This window comes from Thermogutta terrifontis (assembly GCF_002277955.1).
Classification (GTDB): domain Bacteria; phylum Planctomycetota; class Planctomycetia; order Pirellulales; family Thermoguttaceae; genus Thermogutta; species Thermogutta terrifontis.
In genome coordinates, this window is record NZ_CP018477.1 from 3,819,859 (window position 1) to 3,838,026 (window position 18,168).

14 protein-coding genes are annotated in these 18,168 nt (G+C 57.0%); 6 read left to right on the plus strand and 8 right to left on the minus strand.

Going from position 1 to position 18,168, the window contains the following annotated elements:
- Nucleotides 1-75: 75 nt before the first annotated feature.
- The 4 genes from obgE to def all read right to left on the minus strand — a co-directional run bounded on the left by obgE (nucleotide 76) and on the right by def (nucleotide 3,514).
- Nucleotides 76-1,107 carry a GTPase ObgE gene (gene obgE / locus THTE_RS14205; protein ID WP_095416046.1) on the minus strand — a complete coding sequence of 344 codons (1,032 nt, stop codon included), beginning with the start codon at nucleotides 1,105-1,107 and terminating at the stop codon, nucleotides 76-78.
- A 223-nt stretch (nucleotides 1,108-1,330) separates the two neighbouring features.
- Nucleotides 1,331-1,582 (minus strand): 50S ribosomal protein L27, encoded by a 252-nt coding sequence (gene rpmA / locus THTE_RS14210; protein ID WP_095416047.1) that lies wholly within the window; start codon nucleotides 1,580-1,582, stop codon nucleotides 1,331-1,333.
- A gap of 77 nt (nucleotides 1,583-1,659) precedes the next feature.
- A complete protein-coding gene (locus THTE_RS14215) occupies nucleotides 1,660-2,652 on the minus strand; it encodes a hypothetical protein (protein ID WP_095416048.1) in 993 nt (330 codons plus the stop codon).
- A 259-nt stretch (nucleotides 2,653-2,911) separates the two neighbouring features.
- The gene (def, locus tag THTE_RS14220; RefSeq protein WP_095416911.1) at nucleotides 2,912-3,514 is read right to left on the minus strand and encodes a peptide deformylase; all 603 of its coding nucleotides are present in this window, start codon (nucleotides 3,512-3,514) and stop codon (nucleotides 2,912-2,914) included.
- Nucleotides 3,515-3,745: 231 nt separating this feature from the next.
- Here def and THTE_RS14225 point away from each other — a divergent pair, with 231 nt between their 5' ends.
- The 4 genes from THTE_RS14225 to THTE_RS14240 all read left to right on the plus strand — a co-directional run bounded on the left by THTE_RS14225 (nucleotide 3,746) and on the right by THTE_RS14240 (nucleotide 7,807).
- Nucleotides 3,746-4,777 (plus strand): vWA domain-containing protein, encoded by a 1,032-nt coding sequence (locus THTE_RS14225; RefSeq protein ID WP_095416049.1) that lies wholly within the window; start codon nucleotides 3,746-3,748, stop codon nucleotides 4,775-4,777.
- Nucleotides 4,778-5,056: 279 nt separating this feature from the next.
- Nucleotides 5,057-6,103, plus strand: a complete 1,047-nt coding sequence (locus THTE_RS14230; RefSeq protein WP_157732120.1) for a hypothetical protein — start codon at nucleotides 5,057-5,059, stop codon at nucleotides 6,101-6,103.
- Between the two features lie 559 nt (nucleotides 6,104-6,662).
- Nucleotides 6,663-7,157: a hypothetical protein gene (locus THTE_RS14235; RefSeq protein ID WP_095416051.1), complete on the plus strand. Its 495-nt coding sequence runs from the start codon at nucleotides 6,663-6,665 to the stop codon at nucleotides 7,155-7,157.
- Nucleotides 7,158-7,240: 83 nt separating this feature from the next.
- On the plus strand, nucleotides 7,241-7,807 hold the full coding sequence (locus THTE_RS14240; protein WP_095416052.1) for an elongation factor P: 567 nt from the start codon (nucleotides 7,241-7,243) through the stop codon (nucleotides 7,805-7,807).
- Nucleotides 7,808-7,946: 139 nt separating this feature from the next.
- On the opposite strand, the gene THTE_RS14245 is transcribed toward THTE_RS14240, so the two are convergent.
- The 4 genes from THTE_RS14245 to THTE_RS14260 all read right to left on the minus strand — a co-directional run bounded on the left by THTE_RS14245 (nucleotide 7,947) and on the right by THTE_RS14260 (nucleotide 16,460).
- Nucleotides 7,947-12,434, minus strand: coding sequence for a secretin N-terminal domain-containing protein (locus THTE_RS14245; protein ID WP_095416053.1), 4,488 nt, complete (start codon nucleotides 12,432-12,434; stop codon nucleotides 7,947-7,949).
- Between the two features lie 326 nt (nucleotides 12,435-12,760).
- On the minus strand, nucleotides 12,761-14,584 hold the full coding sequence (locus THTE_RS14250; RefSeq protein WP_095416054.1) for a putative ABC transporter permease subunit: 1,824 nt from the start codon (nucleotides 14,582-14,584) through the stop codon (nucleotides 12,761-12,763).
- A 12-nt stretch (nucleotides 14,585-14,596) separates the two neighbouring features.
- Nucleotides 14,597-15,529, minus strand: a complete 933-nt coding sequence (locus THTE_RS14255) for an ABC transporter ATP-binding protein (protein WP_095416055.1) — start codon at nucleotides 15,527-15,529, stop codon at nucleotides 14,597-14,599.
- Entirely contained in the window at nucleotides 15,522-16,460 is a 939-nt protein-coding gene (locus tag THTE_RS14260) for a hypothetical protein (protein WP_095416056.1), read from the minus strand. Before THTE_RS14260 ends, THTE_RS14255 begins: the two co-directional genes overlap by 8 nt.
- A 702-nt stretch (nucleotides 16,461-17,162) precedes the next feature.
- On the opposite strand from THTE_RS14260, the gene THTE_RS14265 reads away from it, so the two are divergent.
- Entirely contained in the window at nucleotides 17,163-17,897 is a 735-nt protein-coding gene (locus tag THTE_RS14265; RefSeq protein ID WP_095416057.1) for an SDR family oxidoreductase, read from the plus strand.
- A gap of 66 nt (nucleotides 17,898-17,963) precedes the next feature.
- Nucleotides 17,964-18,158 carry a DNA gyrase inhibitor YacG gene (locus THTE_RS14270; RefSeq protein WP_095416058.1) on the plus strand — a complete coding sequence of 65 codons (195 nt, stop codon included), beginning with the start codon at nucleotides 17,964-17,966 and terminating at the stop codon, nucleotides 18,156-18,158.
- Nucleotides 18,159-18,168 lie beyond the last annotated feature (10 nt).

The following is an 18,168-nucleotide window of genomic DNA, read 5'->3' on the forward strand; positions in this document are numbered from 1 at the left end:
CTCAGGTGCCACAACAACTCGGTGTAAACTTATGAGAATTATGATTGATGCTGAGATGCTTGTGCAAGCGCCTGCCTAACCGATGGGGATCTTGGGAAAAGTGGCGGACTGTGCGGACCGCTGATCCGTTAAAGTTTGCCAAATCGTTTCCGCCAAAACGTTGAGGTTTTCGCCGGTCACCGCTGAGATTTTGAGCACGGGTTTTTGCAGGATGTTCTGGAGCTCCTGCCGCACACGCTCCGCGCTTGGCAGATCGGCCTTCGTCACAACGACGATTTCCGGTCTGGTAATGAGCCCAGGGTCGAATTTTTCCAGTTCAAACCGAATATTGCGGTAAGTTGTGATAGGGTCGGTGCCGTCATAGGGTTCCGGCTCCACCAAGTGAACAAGAATTCCTGAGCGCTGAATGTGGCGAAGAAACTCGTGGCCCAACCCGGCACCCCGATGGGCTCCCTCGATCAGCCCGGGGATATCCGCCATGACGAAGCTCCGCTCCATGTCGAGCACGACGCGTCCCAAGTGCGGATGCTTGGTGGTGAACGGATAATTGGCGACTTTGGGCCTGGCCCGCGTCATCCGGCTCAGCAAAGTGCTTTTGCCGGCATTTGGCTTGCCGACCAATCCCACGTCAGCAATCAGACGCAGCTCCAGTCGCAAATGGCGGGCTTCGCCTTCAGTTCCCGGGGTAGCCTCGCGCGGTGCACGGTTGGTGGGGGATTTGAAAGCCGCGTTTCCTTTGCCGCCTTTTCCGCCCCGGGCCACCACCACGCGATCTCCCGGCCGAGAAAGGTCTTTCAAAAGCAGATTGTGGGTCTTGTCAAAAACCAGTGTGCCGGGCGGAACAGTGAGGATCAGGTCGTTACCCGAGCGCCCGTGGCACAGAGCCGGTCCCCCGCGCTCGCCGTCTTCGGCGATCCAATGTTTCCGATGAGCCAGCGCTGCCAGACTATCGACGCCCTCCTGGGCAACCAGAATGACGCTTCCCCCGTCCCCGCCGTCACCTCCATCGGGCCCCCCTTTCGGGACATATTTTTCCCGGCGGAAGCTGACGCAGCCGTCTCCTCCGCGACCTCCTTTTACGAAAATTTCCACTTCATCCACAAACATTGTTCCGGCTTGTCATTCTTCGAGAAGAGAGCAACGCCCAAGTGGAGATTCCGACCAGACTGATCTGTATCTTCAAACGTGGGCGCACAAAAAAGGGACCACAATGCGGTCCCGGGGGTACACTTGGGAATCTGAATGACAGGTGGGCACAGCGCAATAAGGCCGCCTTTTACCTGGCTTGCTTATTTTTGCCTCAAACCCGAGGCCAAGGCCAATCGACCGGTCAGTTCAACGCGGTCACGACGTTGACCCGGCGGCCGCCACGGTCAAACTTGACGTACCCATCTACTAGGGCGTAGAGCGTATAGTCGCGCCCAACCCCCACATTATTGCCGGGATGAAACTTGGTACCAAGTTGTCGCACCAGGATCGTCCCGGCTTTGACGAACTGTCCCCCGAAAAATTTCACCCCGCGGTATTGGGGGTTTGAATCCCGCCCGTTACGGCTTGATCCTTGGCCTTTCTTGTGCGCCATGTCGTGCCTGCTTCCTTGATACGCATCACCCGTGAAAATATGTTAGAAAACCCTCAAGACCCATCGTTCCTTCATTGTTAACGATAGATCCACGCGTAGTCAACCGTCCCGGGCTGACCAAATCTGATCGCGTCTTCCCGAAGGATGAACTCGTCCCCGGGGCGCCAAAAGTTGAGCTGGAGGATCTTCCGCTCAAACCGGCGGCCTTGGCCGATTGGGTCTCCCGCTTTGTAAGCACCCGGTGGGTCTTGCCAACGGTAGGCGTTCGACAGTCCGACTACTAATATCGAAAACTTGTCGATGGACGGATCCACGTCCTCCCAGGTGGCCACCCCCCAAATTGACTGGCCTACCGCCAGCTCTCGCGTGGATACCTGGGTCGAATCGTAGAAGTTGATGTTGGAGTCTTCCCGCATCTGGATAGGTTGCTTGGCAAGCGGAATGACTCGGTCGGGATACCTCTTGATGCCAGAGGGCGTCTCTGCTTCCAAATAAAAAGTGGGCACGAATCTGACCGGGATGTCCACTGAATCAACGCGGTAGGTGCCGTCGTCTTCAGGCACCGGGCGGAGAGCTCCCCCGCGATTCGTCACCTTATAGATCAAATACCAGATTGTCTTTCGCTGAAGCTTGCCACTGGGCTGCGGAAGATCGACCTGAATCAGACGCGGGAGCTTGAACTGAAATTCCAGACAGTACACCTCGCGTCGAAAGTCCACCCCTTTGGCCCACTCCAATTGTGGATCGGCGGTGACCAACTCAACGATATCCTGGCGGTTGTGGGTCTCATCCACTTGAACATCGGGCGGGATTGTGATCAACACGCCAGGCGCCAGGCGACGCGGCGGACCGAGGATCTGCTCCGGAATCGGCATGGCTTCAGGCTGCTTCTCGGCCGGGGAGGGTGTCACGGGTTGCGCGGGCTGATTCTCGGCAGCCTGTGCACCGTTTTGCGGATTGGCGTTGTCCTCAGCCAGGGCAACCACGCCCAGTACGGCAATTAAGAGCGCGCTCAAGAGGAGACCAAACAAACGCCCAATACGCCAACGCTGTCGATCATGCCAGCACATGCCAGACGCCTCGTCAGACATACCAGCGGGTGGAGCCACCCGCCATTCCGGAAAATAACCACACTCCCACAACTCACCAACCAGCAAGAATCCGCCGCGGACCTCAGCCGCCGGCCTGGGTAAATTCCGTAGAGCTTTCTTTTACCTAGTGTAATCAACACTGAAGACGGTGCCAAATTGCGGCCCGAAATGGATTCCTAAGCCATTAACAACGGCGGTGCAAGGAGGGCGACGAACTTCTCAGAACTCCTTTTTAGCTTCAGGTCCGGAGGGCTTCCAGTTCCCGGAGACGACTGAGCACCTTGTCTTCCGGTTCCTCGGTCCCTTGCGAGACTGCCGACATGTACTCATCTTCCCATTTTTCCACATAACCTCGCAGATCGAGTAATTCCGAGGGTTCGAGATGATCAATGAAGAGAATTCCATCAAGGTGGTCGAGCTCGTGCTGGAACGCCCGTGCGAGAAGGCCGGTGACTCGCCAGCAGATTTCCTCCCCCTGCAGGTTGTACGCGAGAATATCGATTTCTTTCGATCGTCGCACGGTCCCCCTCAAATCAGGGAGACTGAGGCACCCCTCCTCGCCTTGCTCGAATCCTTTTCGACGAAGGATGACTGGATTTAAGAATACAAGCTCTTCCTTCTTTTCGTTCGGGTCCGCCGTCAAATTGATGACAAAAAGACGGTAAGGAAGGTTAACCTGGTTGGCAGCTAGTCCAATTCCGTTCGCCTCGTACATAAGGTCGAACATTCTTCGGACAATATCGCCCAGTTCTCGATCCACCCGCTTGACTGGTTTTGACTTGTACCGCAGGGCAGGGTGGGGATATTTCACGATTTTGAGTTGATTGACGAGTTCGCTCATCTTGACCATTCACCTGGACTTGTAAGGCTTGCGATCCCGGCTTCGTTTTTTCGCAACCGTCTTTTACAAGAATCGCCACGGGGCTTTGGCAAAATCACGTTCAATGCCGTTGGCGTTTCGCGTCAGATTTTGCAATTATATCTTTTCGCCGTTACGTCTGGGCAGATTTTTCCAGTGGGAGGCCGAATCGCGTTATAATAGCAGGGAAAACCTTAACAACGTTTCGCGGACATGTTCACGCACAGTCCAGGCGCAGCAGAGGAGTCTGAAACCCTGAAATTCCGGGAGGGGAAGCAGGGTAATCCGCGATTCTGGTATTCGTTCGCAATTTCCACGGCCTTCCACGCGATCCTTTTCGCTCTACTTTTCCTCTGGTTCCGGCCTTCCGCGACCCATGGTTTGACAGAGGAAAGCGTCCGCGAGGTTGGTATAGCGCTCAAATACCAGGACGGACCACGGGATTATTACGTTGACGAGTCTGGACAGATCGGCCAGGACCAGGCAGCAGAGGGGGGTTCGGAAGCCGGTTCCGGGCGTCCGACCCTGGAGGAAATTTTGCCATCGGTTCAGGAGGTCGCCACCGCGGAGGTCCTACCGCGAAAGGGTTTTCAGATTTTGGGACCATCGAGCCTTCCAGAGACAGGGGCCGGGCAGGCAGGGGGCGAAGGAGGCCTCTTTGCCGGAGGCGGCGGCTTCGGTCGGCAACCGGGGCCTCCGGGAACAGCTTCGTTATTTGGAATTCGCTCACCGGGTTACAAATTCGTGTACGTGTTTGACCGCTCAGGCAGCATGGGAGGGTCGGGAAGAACAGCCCTTAGCTTCGCCAAACGCGAGCTCGTCGCCAGCATTCAGTCACTCGACAAGACGCAACAGTTCGAGATCATTTTTTACAACGAGCGGCCCACGCTGTTCAACCCTTCTGGCCAGCCTGGGCGGCTCGCCTTCGCCACAGATGAAAACAAAGCCCGAGCGATTCGTTTCATTCAGTCCATCACGGCGGGTGGGGGGACGCAGCACGACGCGGCTCTCCTGGCCGCCATTCAGCTCCGACCGGACGTGATCTTCTTTCTGACAGATGCCGACGAGCCGCGGCTATCCGAAGCGAAGCTGGCACAGATTCATCGATGGGCAAATGGAATTGTCATTCACGCCGTTGAATTCGGGACCGGTCCGGAGAGCACGTCCGACAACTTTCTTAAGCGGATCGCCAGACAGAATGGTGGCCAGTACGTGTACATCGACATTACTCAGGCGATCCGCTGAGCACTGCGTTTTCTGGGACGTGAGGAAAGTTTTTAGGAATCTGCCCCGCGTGCAAAAACGTTCTCTGGTGCGCAAATAAATTGTGTTCGATTTCTCGATTTGTGTGAATGGTTTGTAAGGACCACCATGCAACGTCGGATATGTAAAAGAAACGCTTTTCTTGGGTGTGTGATCCTTGTCTTGTTGTGCGAACCGGGAGCCGGGGCGGACGGAACGGGTTCACTTTCGGGCTTGCAGAGTTTATCTGCGGTTTCGGCACGGGACCGTCGTGTTTCGCCCGTGAAAATTGAGACAGATCAAAGTGCGGTGGAAAAAGCGGTTGAGGAATTCGTCGAGATCAGAGCTGGAGAGGGGCGAGTTCAACGCTGGCGTGGGGAGATTGTCAATTTCTCGGGAACGGGGTTGATTCTCAGGCTCAGTGATGGAACGGAAAAGCACTTTCCGGTGGAGAGAGTGGTGTCTTATTCGCCTAACAGCTCGTCGCTGTACCGTGAGGCGAACAAGCGATTAGCGGAAGGTGCTGTCACAGAAGCGCTGGGCCTGTTTGTGCGTGCACGGACAGCGGAATCCCGAGAGTGGCGGCGGCGTGAAATCACCGCGGATATCGTACGATGTTACCACGCGCTGGGAGACTACGTCCGTGCGGGTGAAGAGTTTGTGGATCGATTGGTCGTGCTTGATCCCCAGTCGCCGTTTGTCTGGTGTGTGCCGCTGGCATGGTTTCCCGAGGAGACTTTGGCCTTGGCGGAACCGCGGGCCAGAAACTGGTTGAACTCGGATCTGGCATGGGTTCAGCTCCTCGCAGCGAGTTACCTTCTCGATTCGCCGGCGGCCTCTCAAGCGGTGACAGTTCTTGACAGACTGCGATCTTCGACCGATGAAACTATGGCGATCCTTGCTTCAGCTCAGTTGTGGCGAAGGGGGTGGCAATCGGTTCAGCCCAATCAATTATCCCAATGGGAGAATGTAATCGAGAGGCTCCCCGGCCGGTTGAAGTCGGGCCCCTGCTATCTTCTGGGATTGGCTTGGAAGCAGCAGGGAGCTTTTGATAGGGCAATGGTGTGGTTGCTGAGACCGCCGTTTTTGTGGCCGGAGAACCGTCGCGTGGCGGCACGATCTCTGTGGGAAGCAGCCGAACTTGCCGGTAAGTCACCACCGTCCAGTAGCCCCGATTCGGCTGCTGGGTCTGACCATCAGCACGAATATCAGGCGATCGTAAAGGAACTTGTTGAGAGATTTCCGGAATCACCGTGGGCTGCGCAAGTGCGTGCGGCAATCAGGTCAAACTCTTTGGAAAGTGGGTCTCCGGTACGTGACGGCCCATGAGAGCTCGCGGGCCGATTCAAAACCTCGAACGGTTCGCACCTGGAAACTTTGTAGCAGGGGCATTTTTCCCGTGCCGCTGGGACAAAAGCATTTGCGGTTCGAGACGCCGTGTCTCCTCCACTGTGGTCATTCAAATTCCGTGAGCGCATGATATGTTATGGCCAACATTTGGAAGTTATAACCGCACGCCTGGTCTATTTCCTCTTTCTTTACCGAATCCGTAAGAGTCTGAAGGCCTAATCTGGGGTAGGGGCGATTCATGAATGGCCCTTACAACACGTCGTGCCCATGCCATCGCGGCGGTTTTTGGAAAAGTGGGGATGAACCAAGACCGCACCCGATTTGGCAAGATCCGAAATATTTCCTAAAATGGAAACCTCGGAGAGAGGAACGCTTTCTGACGCTTGTTGTGAAAGACAGGTTCCGCGCGGGGATGGCAATTTGCTGTGGCATCTCAGCGCGAGCAAACGCGCGGCGAACCTCTTCACGGGAAATGTGATGGGCGGAAAGGTCGGGGGAATGGTAGGGATTGCAGTGCATAGGCAGCGGGGGTGGTGCCATGTCCATGTTTGAGGATAGTCGCTATCAATGGCGGGAGACATGCTTTGTGTACTTTGCCCGACAGCGTCGGCCAACACTGCAAAGCGTGGTCAAAGCCCTTCAAGAGGTGGGCCCGCAATATCAAATTCTCAATCCCCAGGCGGATGAGAAGGGGAGGTTTGAGTCAATTACCGTGGTGGCCCCGGATGCTTATTCTGCCATGGATATCTGCTACGTGGAGGGCCCAGAGGTTCAGGAAGACGTTGAAAAGCAGATCAAGGAATTGAATTCTCCTGATCTGACGCCGGAAGAAAAACAGCGGCTGGGAGCGCTGCGACATTGTGACGCCCGCTTCGATATCCTCCATTTCGAACAGTTGGATGAAGAGTGGGGAGAAGATGAGGACGAGCCGGGCGACCTCTTCGATCCGAGTGCCCTCATCGTCGTCCTGGAGTTGCTCACCCGCATGACCTCCGGGGTTGCTATCGACCCACAATCGGGGATGGTCATTTAATGGATTTTGATGGGGCAAATTGAGACAAAAACGGTACAGGATTGGTGGTCGAACCTCAAAACGCAAGGAAATCAGTGCTGCCTATGCCACTGGCCAAAGACATTAAACGCGGGATGATTGTTACTTATCAGGATGCCCCGTGCTTAATTGAATCGGTGCAGGTTCAAACGCCCAGTGCACGGGGAGCGGCCACGCTCTACAAGTTTCGGGCGCGGAATTTGATCACCAAGCAAAAGGTGGATATTTCGCTGAAGGGCACGGAAGGGCTGGAAGAAGCGAATTTCGAGCGACGACCGGTCACCTACATGTATGCGGACGCTCAGGAGGTGCACTTTCTCGATTCGCAAGATTTCAACGAGTACGTGCTCCCACGCGAGGCCCTGGAAGAGGAATTAAAGTATCTCAAGGAAGGGCTGGAAGGGCTTTTTGTTTTGATTTACGAAGGACAGTGGGTGGGAATCCAGTTGCCTGTAGCGGTTGAACTAAAGGTGGTCCAATGCGATCCTTACGTCCGGGGGGCATCGGCCACGGGGCGCACCAAACCGGCGGTTTTGGAAACCGGTTTGGTCATTCAAGTGCCCGAGTACATTTCGGAAGGAGAGACCGTGAAGGTAGACACGCGAAGCGGCGAATTCCTCTCTCGCGTGTAAGACTTCGCAGAATGTTACAGATTTGCTGCGAGAAGTCCGTTTTTTTGTGATGAATACGGTTTCCCTGTGAGGCCCTCATTGATCCCACCGAATTACACCACACCTACCAAAAGGGGCCTGTCAAGTTATAAATATCGCACTACCGGCCCCGACTACTTCCGGTCCTTGGAGTGAATCCACGATTGCCCGACGACGGCGACGATGAGAATCCACGGCTGCCAAATGGTGAGAAACCACCAAAGGAGGTGCCTCCAAATCCTCGAAATCCCCCAAAGCCGCCCTGGAACGGGAATCCACCTTGGGGCCCACGATTGGAAGAGGAGGAACTCGATGTGCTTGTCGTAGTCGTTGTTCCGCGACTGGAGCTTGCTCCCCTGATTTGGACGCCGCTCCCGAGCAAAGCGGAAAGGGCAGCACTGACCGATTCCGCACTCGCTTTGTGAAGGGTCACCACCTCGGTGGTTTCCTCCGAGTCGGTTATCGCCTTTTGATCGAGTTGTTCGACGAGTTGGCGGACTTCGTTGAGAAGTCTCTCAGGTGCGGACACAATGAGCGAGTTGGTTCGCGTATCCACTCCGATCGACATTTTTTCCTGCTCTTGCTGCGGCTGACTCCGTCCCCCCGGTCCACCTCGACCGCCACGGAGGAGTTGGATGATTTCCTGGGGGCTGGGTGGACGATTGGCGCCTCCCGCCGTCACCAGTCGGTCCTGGTATACAGTCCGTAAGATTTGTGCGATCTCTTCCGCCTGAGTATTCTTGACCGGGATGATAACCGTTTTGGGTTGGACGGCGACATCCTGCGGACTGTCAGGTTGATCCAGGACACGCAGAATCTCTTCGATGAGTTGCAGGTCCTGCGGGTAGGCCTGCACAATCAGGGCGTTGAGTCTGGAATCTGGGGTGATTTGAACCCGAGTGGTGGTCCGCGAGCTGGTTGTTGAGGAACTGCTGGAACCACCGGTATCCGCCCCGAGAAGGCTCCCCACCAAACCACCGCCTACTTCTCCAAATGCAGCCCGGGCAATTTCACTGATGAGTGAGCCACCGGTGGAACCACTCGTGGTGAGCGTTCCTCCACCGAGGATCTGATCAAGGGTGGAAGCCACCACTTCCGCCTTCGAATGTTTGAGATAGTAAACCACGAGTTCAGGGGTCGTCTGTTGCGCGGCGGCTGTCTGGTTACTTACCATCCTCCGGACCAAGTCTTCGAACTGATTCAGAGCTTCGGGATCCTGACTCGCGATCACCAGTCCTTCAGGCGTCACCGCCACGATGATCGGCGGTGCACCGCCGGTCGGTTGCGAACCGGGCGCCGTAGCACCGGAAGGCCCGACTGGTGTTGTGGAGGAGGCTTGCGGCGGGGAACCCGCCGGCGGGTTGCTGGCCGGGACTGGGGCTTGATCCCCAGTCGAAACGGGTGACTGGCCTCCTCCGCTGGCCGGCTGTTCCGCGGAGGGAGGAGAGGCCGGTGTTGCCGATTGTTGTGAGGCCTGAGAGGTCGGCTCTGGCTGGCTGGCGGGTTCTGTGGAAGGGGCGTTCCCCGTTTCTTCAACAAGGGCCACTAATTGCGTTTTGACCCACGGCGTTGACCGATACGACCCGGTAACGGTCAGATCCTCCGTCATATCGATTTCATCCTGATCTTGTTCCGGACCTTCCCAGAAAGTGGAACGAGACCACTCCCGTCCTCTGTCCCGTTCGCCTCCATGATCGTGCCGTTCGCTGCCCTCACGATTCCAATCACCTCGTCGGTCGAAGAAGCCACCTGGCGGACCCCAGCCCCAGGGACGGAAGAAGGGCGGTTGACCACTAGGTTGGCCCGGAGGCGCACTCCCCGGTTGGGGCTGAGATGATGGTGTGCTGCTTCCGGAGGGACTGGATGCAGAGGACGTTGTAGAACTGCTCGAGCCGGAGCTCTTGCCGCTACTCAATCCGAGCACGAGCCGCCTGGCCGGTACCGCCGCGAGGGGGAGCGGTATCCGCGTCGACTCGATACCGTTAGAAGATTGGTTTCCCTCGCCACCAGCGTTCGCACCCGGCGATGAACCCTGAGACGGGTTGCTGTTCGATTCCGAAGGAACCACCGACCGAATGATCTGAAGCCGATTTCCGCGAAATTGCGGCCAAACATTTTGCAACTGCTCCAGGACGGCCTGAGCTGTGGCAGCGTCCATCGGAATTGTCCGCATCAGATTCACCGTGCCCGGCGGACCATCCGCGCTCGGTTCGCCCATCTTGACCAACAGTTGCTTAATCTGCTCAATTTGAGTCTTTGTACCCCTCACCAGGAGCATTCTTGTGGTAATGTCGGCGTCCACAGTCGGCGCGTTCGAGGCGGGAGAGTCGCCACTGCCCCCGAAAAGCTTATTAATCGCCAGAACGGCCAGTTGCGGATCGACGACGCGCAGCGGTATCACCTCCACCTGGCCCACTTCGCCCTGCATTTGCTGAAGCGTTGCCCGAATTGTCGCGTGTTGCGCCGGTCGCGCCCAGGCTACGAGCGCTCCCGTTTTTGGGTCGATGGCAATTCGCACATCCGGCATCCCGGCGAGAAGGGTTTGCAGCACCTGGAGAACCATTTGCGGATCGGCGGAGGTGATCGGGTAAACTTCCAACTGTGGCGTGCTTTCCAGCCGACTTGCCGGACTTTCGGAGCTCGGATCCAGCGCTTTGAGCACCTCTGCGAACCGATCCAGCATTTCGGGAGTACCTGTCACCAGAATCCTGCTGCCACTGGGATCAAGGGCAAATCGGAGAGAACCGTCGGGCGCAGCGGTCTGATCGGGGGGAATCTGAAACATCTGGCGGATGATGCTCAACACCTGATCAACCGTATACGGGTTGATCTTGAAGGTTCGTACCGTTCCGGTGGCTGCGTCCGGGTTCTCAATGGCCTCGATCATCCGCCGGATCGTTTTCAGTCGGCCGGCAGTCTCCGTAACGAGAATTTGCCGGGCTTTTGCCAGAACAACGACCGACCCCTGTGGTCCAAGCAGTTTCTTGACCTCTTGCTCGGCTTCTTCGGGCGTCATCTTGCGAAGCTGGAACAGGCAGCTTACCATCTCGTAATCGCCGCGGGAGTCCAGGTCTTCCGGCATCACGCGATCAACAAGATTGGAGGGAACGCCGTCTTCGATATTGAGGAGCATGAGCATCCGCTCGCGCCGGATGAGAACGTAGCCTTTCGTCAAAAGCACACTATTCAGCAAATCGATGGCCTCCGCCGGGGTGAATTCGTGATCGTCCACATAGTTGAAAGTTCCCGGCGGCGGAGCATCCATGACGAGGGACAGGCCAGCCTGCTGGGCAAGCCACTCCAGGACATCTTTCCATGGCTGGTAACGGAAATTGAATCGCAACTTCACGTCCCGCGGGGGCAGCTGCGGAAATTGAGTCTGCGAGGCGGTCGGGGTCGGCTGACTTGGTGGAGTGGCCAACCCTGTCTGAGCACCCATCTGTGGTGAGCTTGCCACCCCGGGCGACGGTGCGGACGAGGCCGGCACCGGGGAAGATAACGCTCCAGTTGTCTCCGCGCCGGGCGAAGCAGGACTCGGGGAATGCCCATCAGCTTGGGGCGTTATTTCACTCGATTGTGGGGGAGCAGGTTGACCGGATGGTGTCGCACCCACAGCCGATGGAGGTAGACTGGGGGAGCCGCCCTGGGACGGAGCAACCGGAGTCGCCGAAGAGGCTCCTGCTTTTTCTGGAGTCGGAGGGCTCGGAGGCATCTCGGGTGCGACGGGTGGGGTCACTCCACCTTCCGCGGGAACCACTGCCGCTGTGCCAGTTGTTGGAGCTGGCCCACTTTGCGGTGGAGCAATGGGGGCCTCGGGGTGGGGTTCCTTACCGGCTGGCCGCACTTCCGAAGCGGGACTTTCAGCGGGCGTATGGCTCCGGTGTTCCCCTGGGCTTGACGCTGGTGGTGGACCCTCTGCCGGGGACGCAACCGGGGGCTGTTCTGGGGATTGGCTACCGGGTTGACCTTCTGTCGGTCTGGGCGCGGCTTCCGAGGCTCCCGGTTCGGACTTCACAAGTTCTCCCATCAAAATCGCGCGAAGCGTTTTACGCTGGTTCTCGTTTAGCACCCCGACGGCCGAACTTTCCGAGGTTTCTCCCGACGCTGGACTGGCCGATCGTTCCGCCAGGGCCTTTGTCAGGGCTGCCCTTTGCTCTTCGGTCAGGCCAAGTCTGTCTGCGATAACGGGGTCCGCAAAGAATTTCTCGCCCAATCGCTTCAGACGGATCTGCTCCAGCTTTGCCCGCTGTTGTGTGCTCAGCACAGCGAGTCCCTCATTCTCGATTTTGCGACGGAACTGGGCAAGCTTAGCGCTTCGTTCCTGTGGAGGTAGATCTTTCAAATCAGAAAGCGTGGTTAGGATTTCGGCTTCTGCATTGTTGATGAGTTCGTTCAATTGCTTGAGCTGATTTTCGGTGAGCCCGATTTCCTTACCCACCTCGGGCTCCACCGCATAAGCAAGTACCCCCACCACCTCGTATTCCGCCGCTGAGGTAGCAGAAAACTGGTTGCCCACAAGCGCGAGGAGGAAACCGATGGCCAGCGCCATTCGCTTTGCGGCGACCCCACCGCACACCAGCCGTAACATGTCAGCGATCTGCATCGCCATTTTCCCCGATCCTACCGAAAATGCCAGCCGAAAGTCCGGCCAATTTCCGACGTGGGCAGCTTACCGTTTGCTCGCTGCCTCCCTTTCCATGATACACAGCTTGTCGCGAATATTTGCCACGAAAAACTCTTGATAGGCGCGCAGTAACCCTTGTCATGACATCCCAAAACTGTAAACATCTTCGCGCCGGGAAAGTTCCGAAAATGTGGTCAGGCCGCGAGGGCACCCCCAAGCTTGTACCCCTCAGCACCCAATTTATGCCCCAAAGTATGGGGGTATCGGGTTTCGGGGCCTCGCGACCTTTTTGGGTGGCCCGTGTGATGGAATCAGAATTCGAGGCGTTCGAAATGCCGCATGCCCACGTAAAGCGAGACAACCATCGTTAGCAACGTCGTCAACCCCGCCAGCACCGGGCCATAAGTGAGCCATGCCACTACGAGCGGGCTGAGTGAAATTCTAGCGGTTACCGTGGGCAGGAGGAATGAACTTTCGGCAATCATGCGGATATGCACCGGCAGGGCCGCCAGCACAAGGATCACGAGGATAAAGAACGTACTGAGCACGAGATTCACCGTCCCACCAAAGCCAGAGGCAATGCGGGCGGCGGAAAATGCACGAAAATTGGGGAACCGGGCCCCCAGCCCCACGGCAATGCCCGTCAGGCCAAGACAGCACAAAAACATGGCCCACTGGTGAGCGAGGAACACGTACGGTTCCACGTTGAGCATGGCATCGCTGAGAAAGACCAGCACCGCGCAGGGCAGAGGACAGAGCACAAGCGCGAATCCAAGTTTGCTCCACAGGATAGCCCGCCGCGAAATGGGCATCAGGCCCAGCACCCAAAAACGCGGCCCTTCGAGACTGATCAGGGGGAAAACAAATCGCGTAGTGAACGTGGTCAGAAGTAGGGCCACTACTGCCACATTGAGAAAGCTCACAAGATTGACCCATGCAAAGTAAAACTGCTCGTAGTAAAAACGGCGTAAGTTCAGGAAGTAAAACACCAGAAGCCCCACGAACACGAGCAATTGGGACCATTGCACTGGATCACGGCGGAAAAGCCGGATGTCCTTCAGGATGAGCTGCCGGGCGAACAAGGGAATGCCTCGGAATTCCTCAAGGACCAATCGGTCGAACAAATTTTGTCGCCGGATGGCACGCTTTTCCAACCGAGATGCCAGAGCCAGGTAGGCAGGCTGATAGATCTTCCCCGCCAACTGGACACAACACCACTGAAGAAAAAGCGCATTGGCCAGGATCAGGAGGAAAAACATCACGCCATCTTTATAATTACCGGCCGCCATGGCCAGCAGACCGGACGCCAACCACCAACTGGGGAGCAGTCGAAATTGCGTGATGCTCAGCCGGTCAAGAGTTCTTTCGAGCCACTGAACATTCAAAAACTGGTTGCGGGGAAGCCGACTGATCCACTGAAAGAGGACGAAAAGCCCAACAACCGCAACCACAATGGTCACGACAATCAGCATCCTTCGCAACTTGGGGATAAACCGAGCAAGCAGCAAACAGACGAAGGCTCCCCCGGCTGCCGGAATATAGACAAAGCTCACAAGATAAGGAACCATCGCCACATAGAAGGGCCAGTCTGCCTTCACAACCTGGGCATATCCTAAAAGGAGGGGAGTGGACAGAATGATGAACGCCCAACTGCTAAGCAGTACAGTCTCCGCATATTTGGTGAGGAAAATTCGTTCAAAGCGCACAGGCTGCGTCATGAGGAAGGCGGTGTCCGGAGCACGAAATAATCCGCTGTGCAACAGGATTGCCCCGGAAATCATGAGCATGATCGTGAGGGCCATGAAAAAGGTGCCGAACACATAGCGGACTGTCTGTTCGACCAGATCCGCGTAAGGGATCGTGGTTTCCAGGAATTGAAACCCCTCCGCGAAAAGTGCCAACAACCCCAGCCACAGTCCACCGCCCAAAATGACAACCAGCCATACTCGAAACCACGCCTGACTTAACGTCTGTCTGACCAGCGTGCGTGCTGTCAGTAGCAGCACCTTGCGGAACAAGGCCGCTTCCAATCGCGGCGAGATAAGGGCTATCGCGTTTTCCCGGGTAGGTTCCGTGAAGCGGCTTCTCTCGGCCATCGCTGCGAATTGATTCTCGGACATACTCACGTCATTCATCGGGAGTAAGCCTCACTGCTGGTTCGGACGTGTTTCGGTCGCGAGAACGCCGTTCTGACTTGATGATTCAAGAAACTCCCGAGTCACTTCGCATGCGGAATAGTCGCTCTCCTTTTGCGAGGACGTGCCCCGCTCGCGGTTGCCGATCAACGAGGATGTCATACCGACATCACCCACAGACGTTCCGATCGCCGGCGAGGAAAAAGAATTGGTTTCCTGCCGCTCCTCGGCCGTGAGCTGGAGAAATATCTCTTCCAGCGAAGCGTGATCGCTAGCCCGGGCTGATCGCAACTCCTCCACGGTTCCCACAAAAATCAGTTTGCCGTGATGTATGATTCCGATGCGATCGGCAATTTCTTCGGCGATGCTCAATGTGTGGGTGGACATGAACACAGCCGTGCCCGCCGCCGCTCGTTCGCGGAGCAGATCTTTCACCAGTTTGGTACTTCGCGGATCGAGCCCCACTGTGGGTTCGTCCAGAACGATCACTTTGGGATCATGGAGGACGGCGGCCGCAAACACGACTCTTTGCCGCATACCATGGGAATAAGTCTCGGTAAGTTCGTCGAGAAAATCACCAATTTCAAAACGCGCCACTTCGCGCTCAATTCGGGCGGCTAGTTCGCGACGGGATAATCCGCGGAGCTGCCCTACAAACTCAAGGAATTCTCGGCCGGTCAGTTTGTCGTACAGGTAGGGCTGGTCCGGCACGTAACCGATGCATTGGGCCGCCAGTCGATCGCGCCCGGTTGCGTCGTATCCGCATACCGAGACCCGTCCCTCGGTGGGCCGGAGAAGTCCCACCAGCATGCGGATGGTCGTGGTTTTGCCCGCGCCATTCGGCCCTAGAAAGGCAAACACTTCGCCCGGGGGAATATGGAGATCAAGTTGAGAGACAGCGAGTTTTTCGCCGTACCGCTTACTGACATTCCAGAAGTCAATCATGTGATCTGCCTTCCTCCGCAGGTTGTGCTTTCTCCAGTCGCTGGGCCAGAGTTTTGGCCTGAGCGTCACTCAGTCGGACGAGAACGAGGTAACCATCGCCCACCTTCGCTTCTTGTCGAAGGACCCTTCCGGAGGGCTCCACCCACAACCGGCCCCGCGGTGAAGAATGAGCACTCACAGTCTGGGCAGGGTCATTACGATAAACCACCACCCAGCAGGGACGGCGGCTGCCTTCCCACAAGATCATGTCGCGCCCCTCCACCTTGGCGTGGATGACATCGATGGGGTTTCCCGAAACAGCCTGATGAGGCAACGGAACGGGGCTGTAAATCTCAACCGTCCACTGCTGCCCTTCCCGTAAACCCGGTAGGCTTGCCTGGGGTGAGAACGAATCGGTGAGGATCGCGTCATTCCGAAAGGGGAGTTCTGTGGAATACATGAAGCTGCCACTTTGCAGCACCAGTTGAATCTGGCCTTTATCCACCGTACCACGAACAATCGCCAGCGATTCGGATACCCCCGGAGTTCGCAAGCGTGTCTGGAACGAGGAGAGTCTTTTGAGGGGGTCGAAGAAAAGGGTGGTCTCTACCTCTAAGCGCATCTTGAGGCCGGTGTCCGGCCCCCCCAATGCCTGCCACACGACCGGGAAAATCTCATGAACGGGTAATTCCCGGAATCGCACGAGATGACGCAGTTCGGTCACCTGTTCGTCAGAAACGGTCGTCTTGCTGACGGCCCAGCCGATTTCCCGCTCTCTCCAGAGAATCTTCCATCCCACCAGGCGATCCTGCTGATAGGCGTCGACGATCTCCTGCGACTTGGGTGGCGACCCCAGGAGAAAAGTCGGGAGGATCTTATCACGGATAAGCCAGCCCATGGTGGCCAGCCAGAAGCCGACCACCATGACTGCGTACCACCGACTGAAAATCATAAGCGCCAACGCTCCCGCAGAATAAGTTTTACCGGCTTACCATCCCTCTATGATTTTACCAGTGCAGAATGGCAAAGCATACGCGAGAACCCCGTCAACCCCCCGGAGTATACGGCGCGTCACTCAGGCAAGATGCTGAGCCATCCCCATTTTGGCAAGGAACCATGCTATGCCCCGGGCAAACTGTTGTAGGGGCAATTCATGAATTGCCCGCACCAGTGGCGTGGCTCGGGTGGAACCGGCCTTCCACTCCCTCGCATGATTCACGTGCAACCGGGACGCTCAATCCGCGTGGAACCCGGGTCTATTGGAAGGACACCTTCCACGCCGTGCGGTAAACCTCGGAGGGGCACGCCTGTCGTGCCCGATGAGGAGGGATGGGCATTCGATCGGTGGTGATCGGACCTGACAAGCAGGTCCCTCCGGACCGTCGAATTGGCGCGAACCGGCGTGGACGTCCGCGCCCTCATCGCCAAAGGAAAAGGTGGAATGTCTTACGGGAACATGGTGAAGCCACCGAAAACTGCCAGGCATGCTCCGGTAGTCCTTGGAGCAAGAAACTGCCCGTACTGTTCAGAATTCAGACGGCTCCGAATTGGCGCGGGGGTTGATCTCGGCGTAAATGGGAAATAGGAAAGCTGACGCGACGGCAGCAGGGCATGACAGCGACGTTGGTGAGTTCTATTGACGAAGAGCGATCTCATGGCAAACAACATCGATCCGGTGGCCGTGGTAACAGGTGGTGGAAGCGGAATTGGGCTGGCGGTGGCGGAATCGCTCGCCGGGGAGGGCTTTCGAGTAGCGATCTTGGGCCGTAATCCTGCTCGGTTGGAAAGTGCCGTCAAGAATTCCCGGTACGCGGATCGCCTTCGGGCATTTCCGTGCGACGTGGTGGATCGACAAAGGGTCAACACGACGTTTTCCGCCATCCGCGAGCAACTGGGCGTTCCCAAGGTTTTGGTCAATTCAGCGGGGATCAACGTCGCCAATCGCAGTATGGCGGTCCTTTCCCCGGACGATTGGGATCGCATTCTCGCCGTTCATGCAACCGGGACATTTAACTGCATGCAGGCCGTTCTGCCGATGATGCGCGAGCAGCGCGACGGCCTGATCATCAATATTTCGTCTATCGCCGGAAAGCGGGCCCTGGAACTGGCTGGCCCGGCGTATTGTGCGGGAAAATTTGCGATGACGGCCCTGGGCATGGCCGCGGGACTGGAGGAACGCCACAACGGCATTCGGATCACGAATATCTATCCGGGCGAAGTGAACACGCCCATTTTGGAGCAGCGCCCAACCCCTGTTCCCGAGGAGCAGCGCCGTCGCATGTTGCAGCCTGAAGATGTGGCCCAGGTGGTTCTCACCATTGTTCGTCTTCCGCCGCGTGCCCATGTTTGGGAGGTGGTCCTGACCCCGCTGTACCAGGCCTATGCCTAGTTGGGGCTGTTTCGTGAAACAAAACAAAGCGGATGGACTTTCTGAACCGGTTCGCACTGAAACACGATGGCTAAGTTAAGGTGCCCCATTTGCGGCAAACAATTCGATCCGGAGACCACGGACGCGATGCCGTTTTGCAGCCGCCGCTGCAAACTCATCGACCTTCGCCGCTGGCTCGATGAGGAGTACGGATTGCCGATGCCACGCGATGCTGACGAAGACGAGGAAGATGAGTGGAAGGTGCCGGAGGACGAGGAATAGGTCAAGCGTT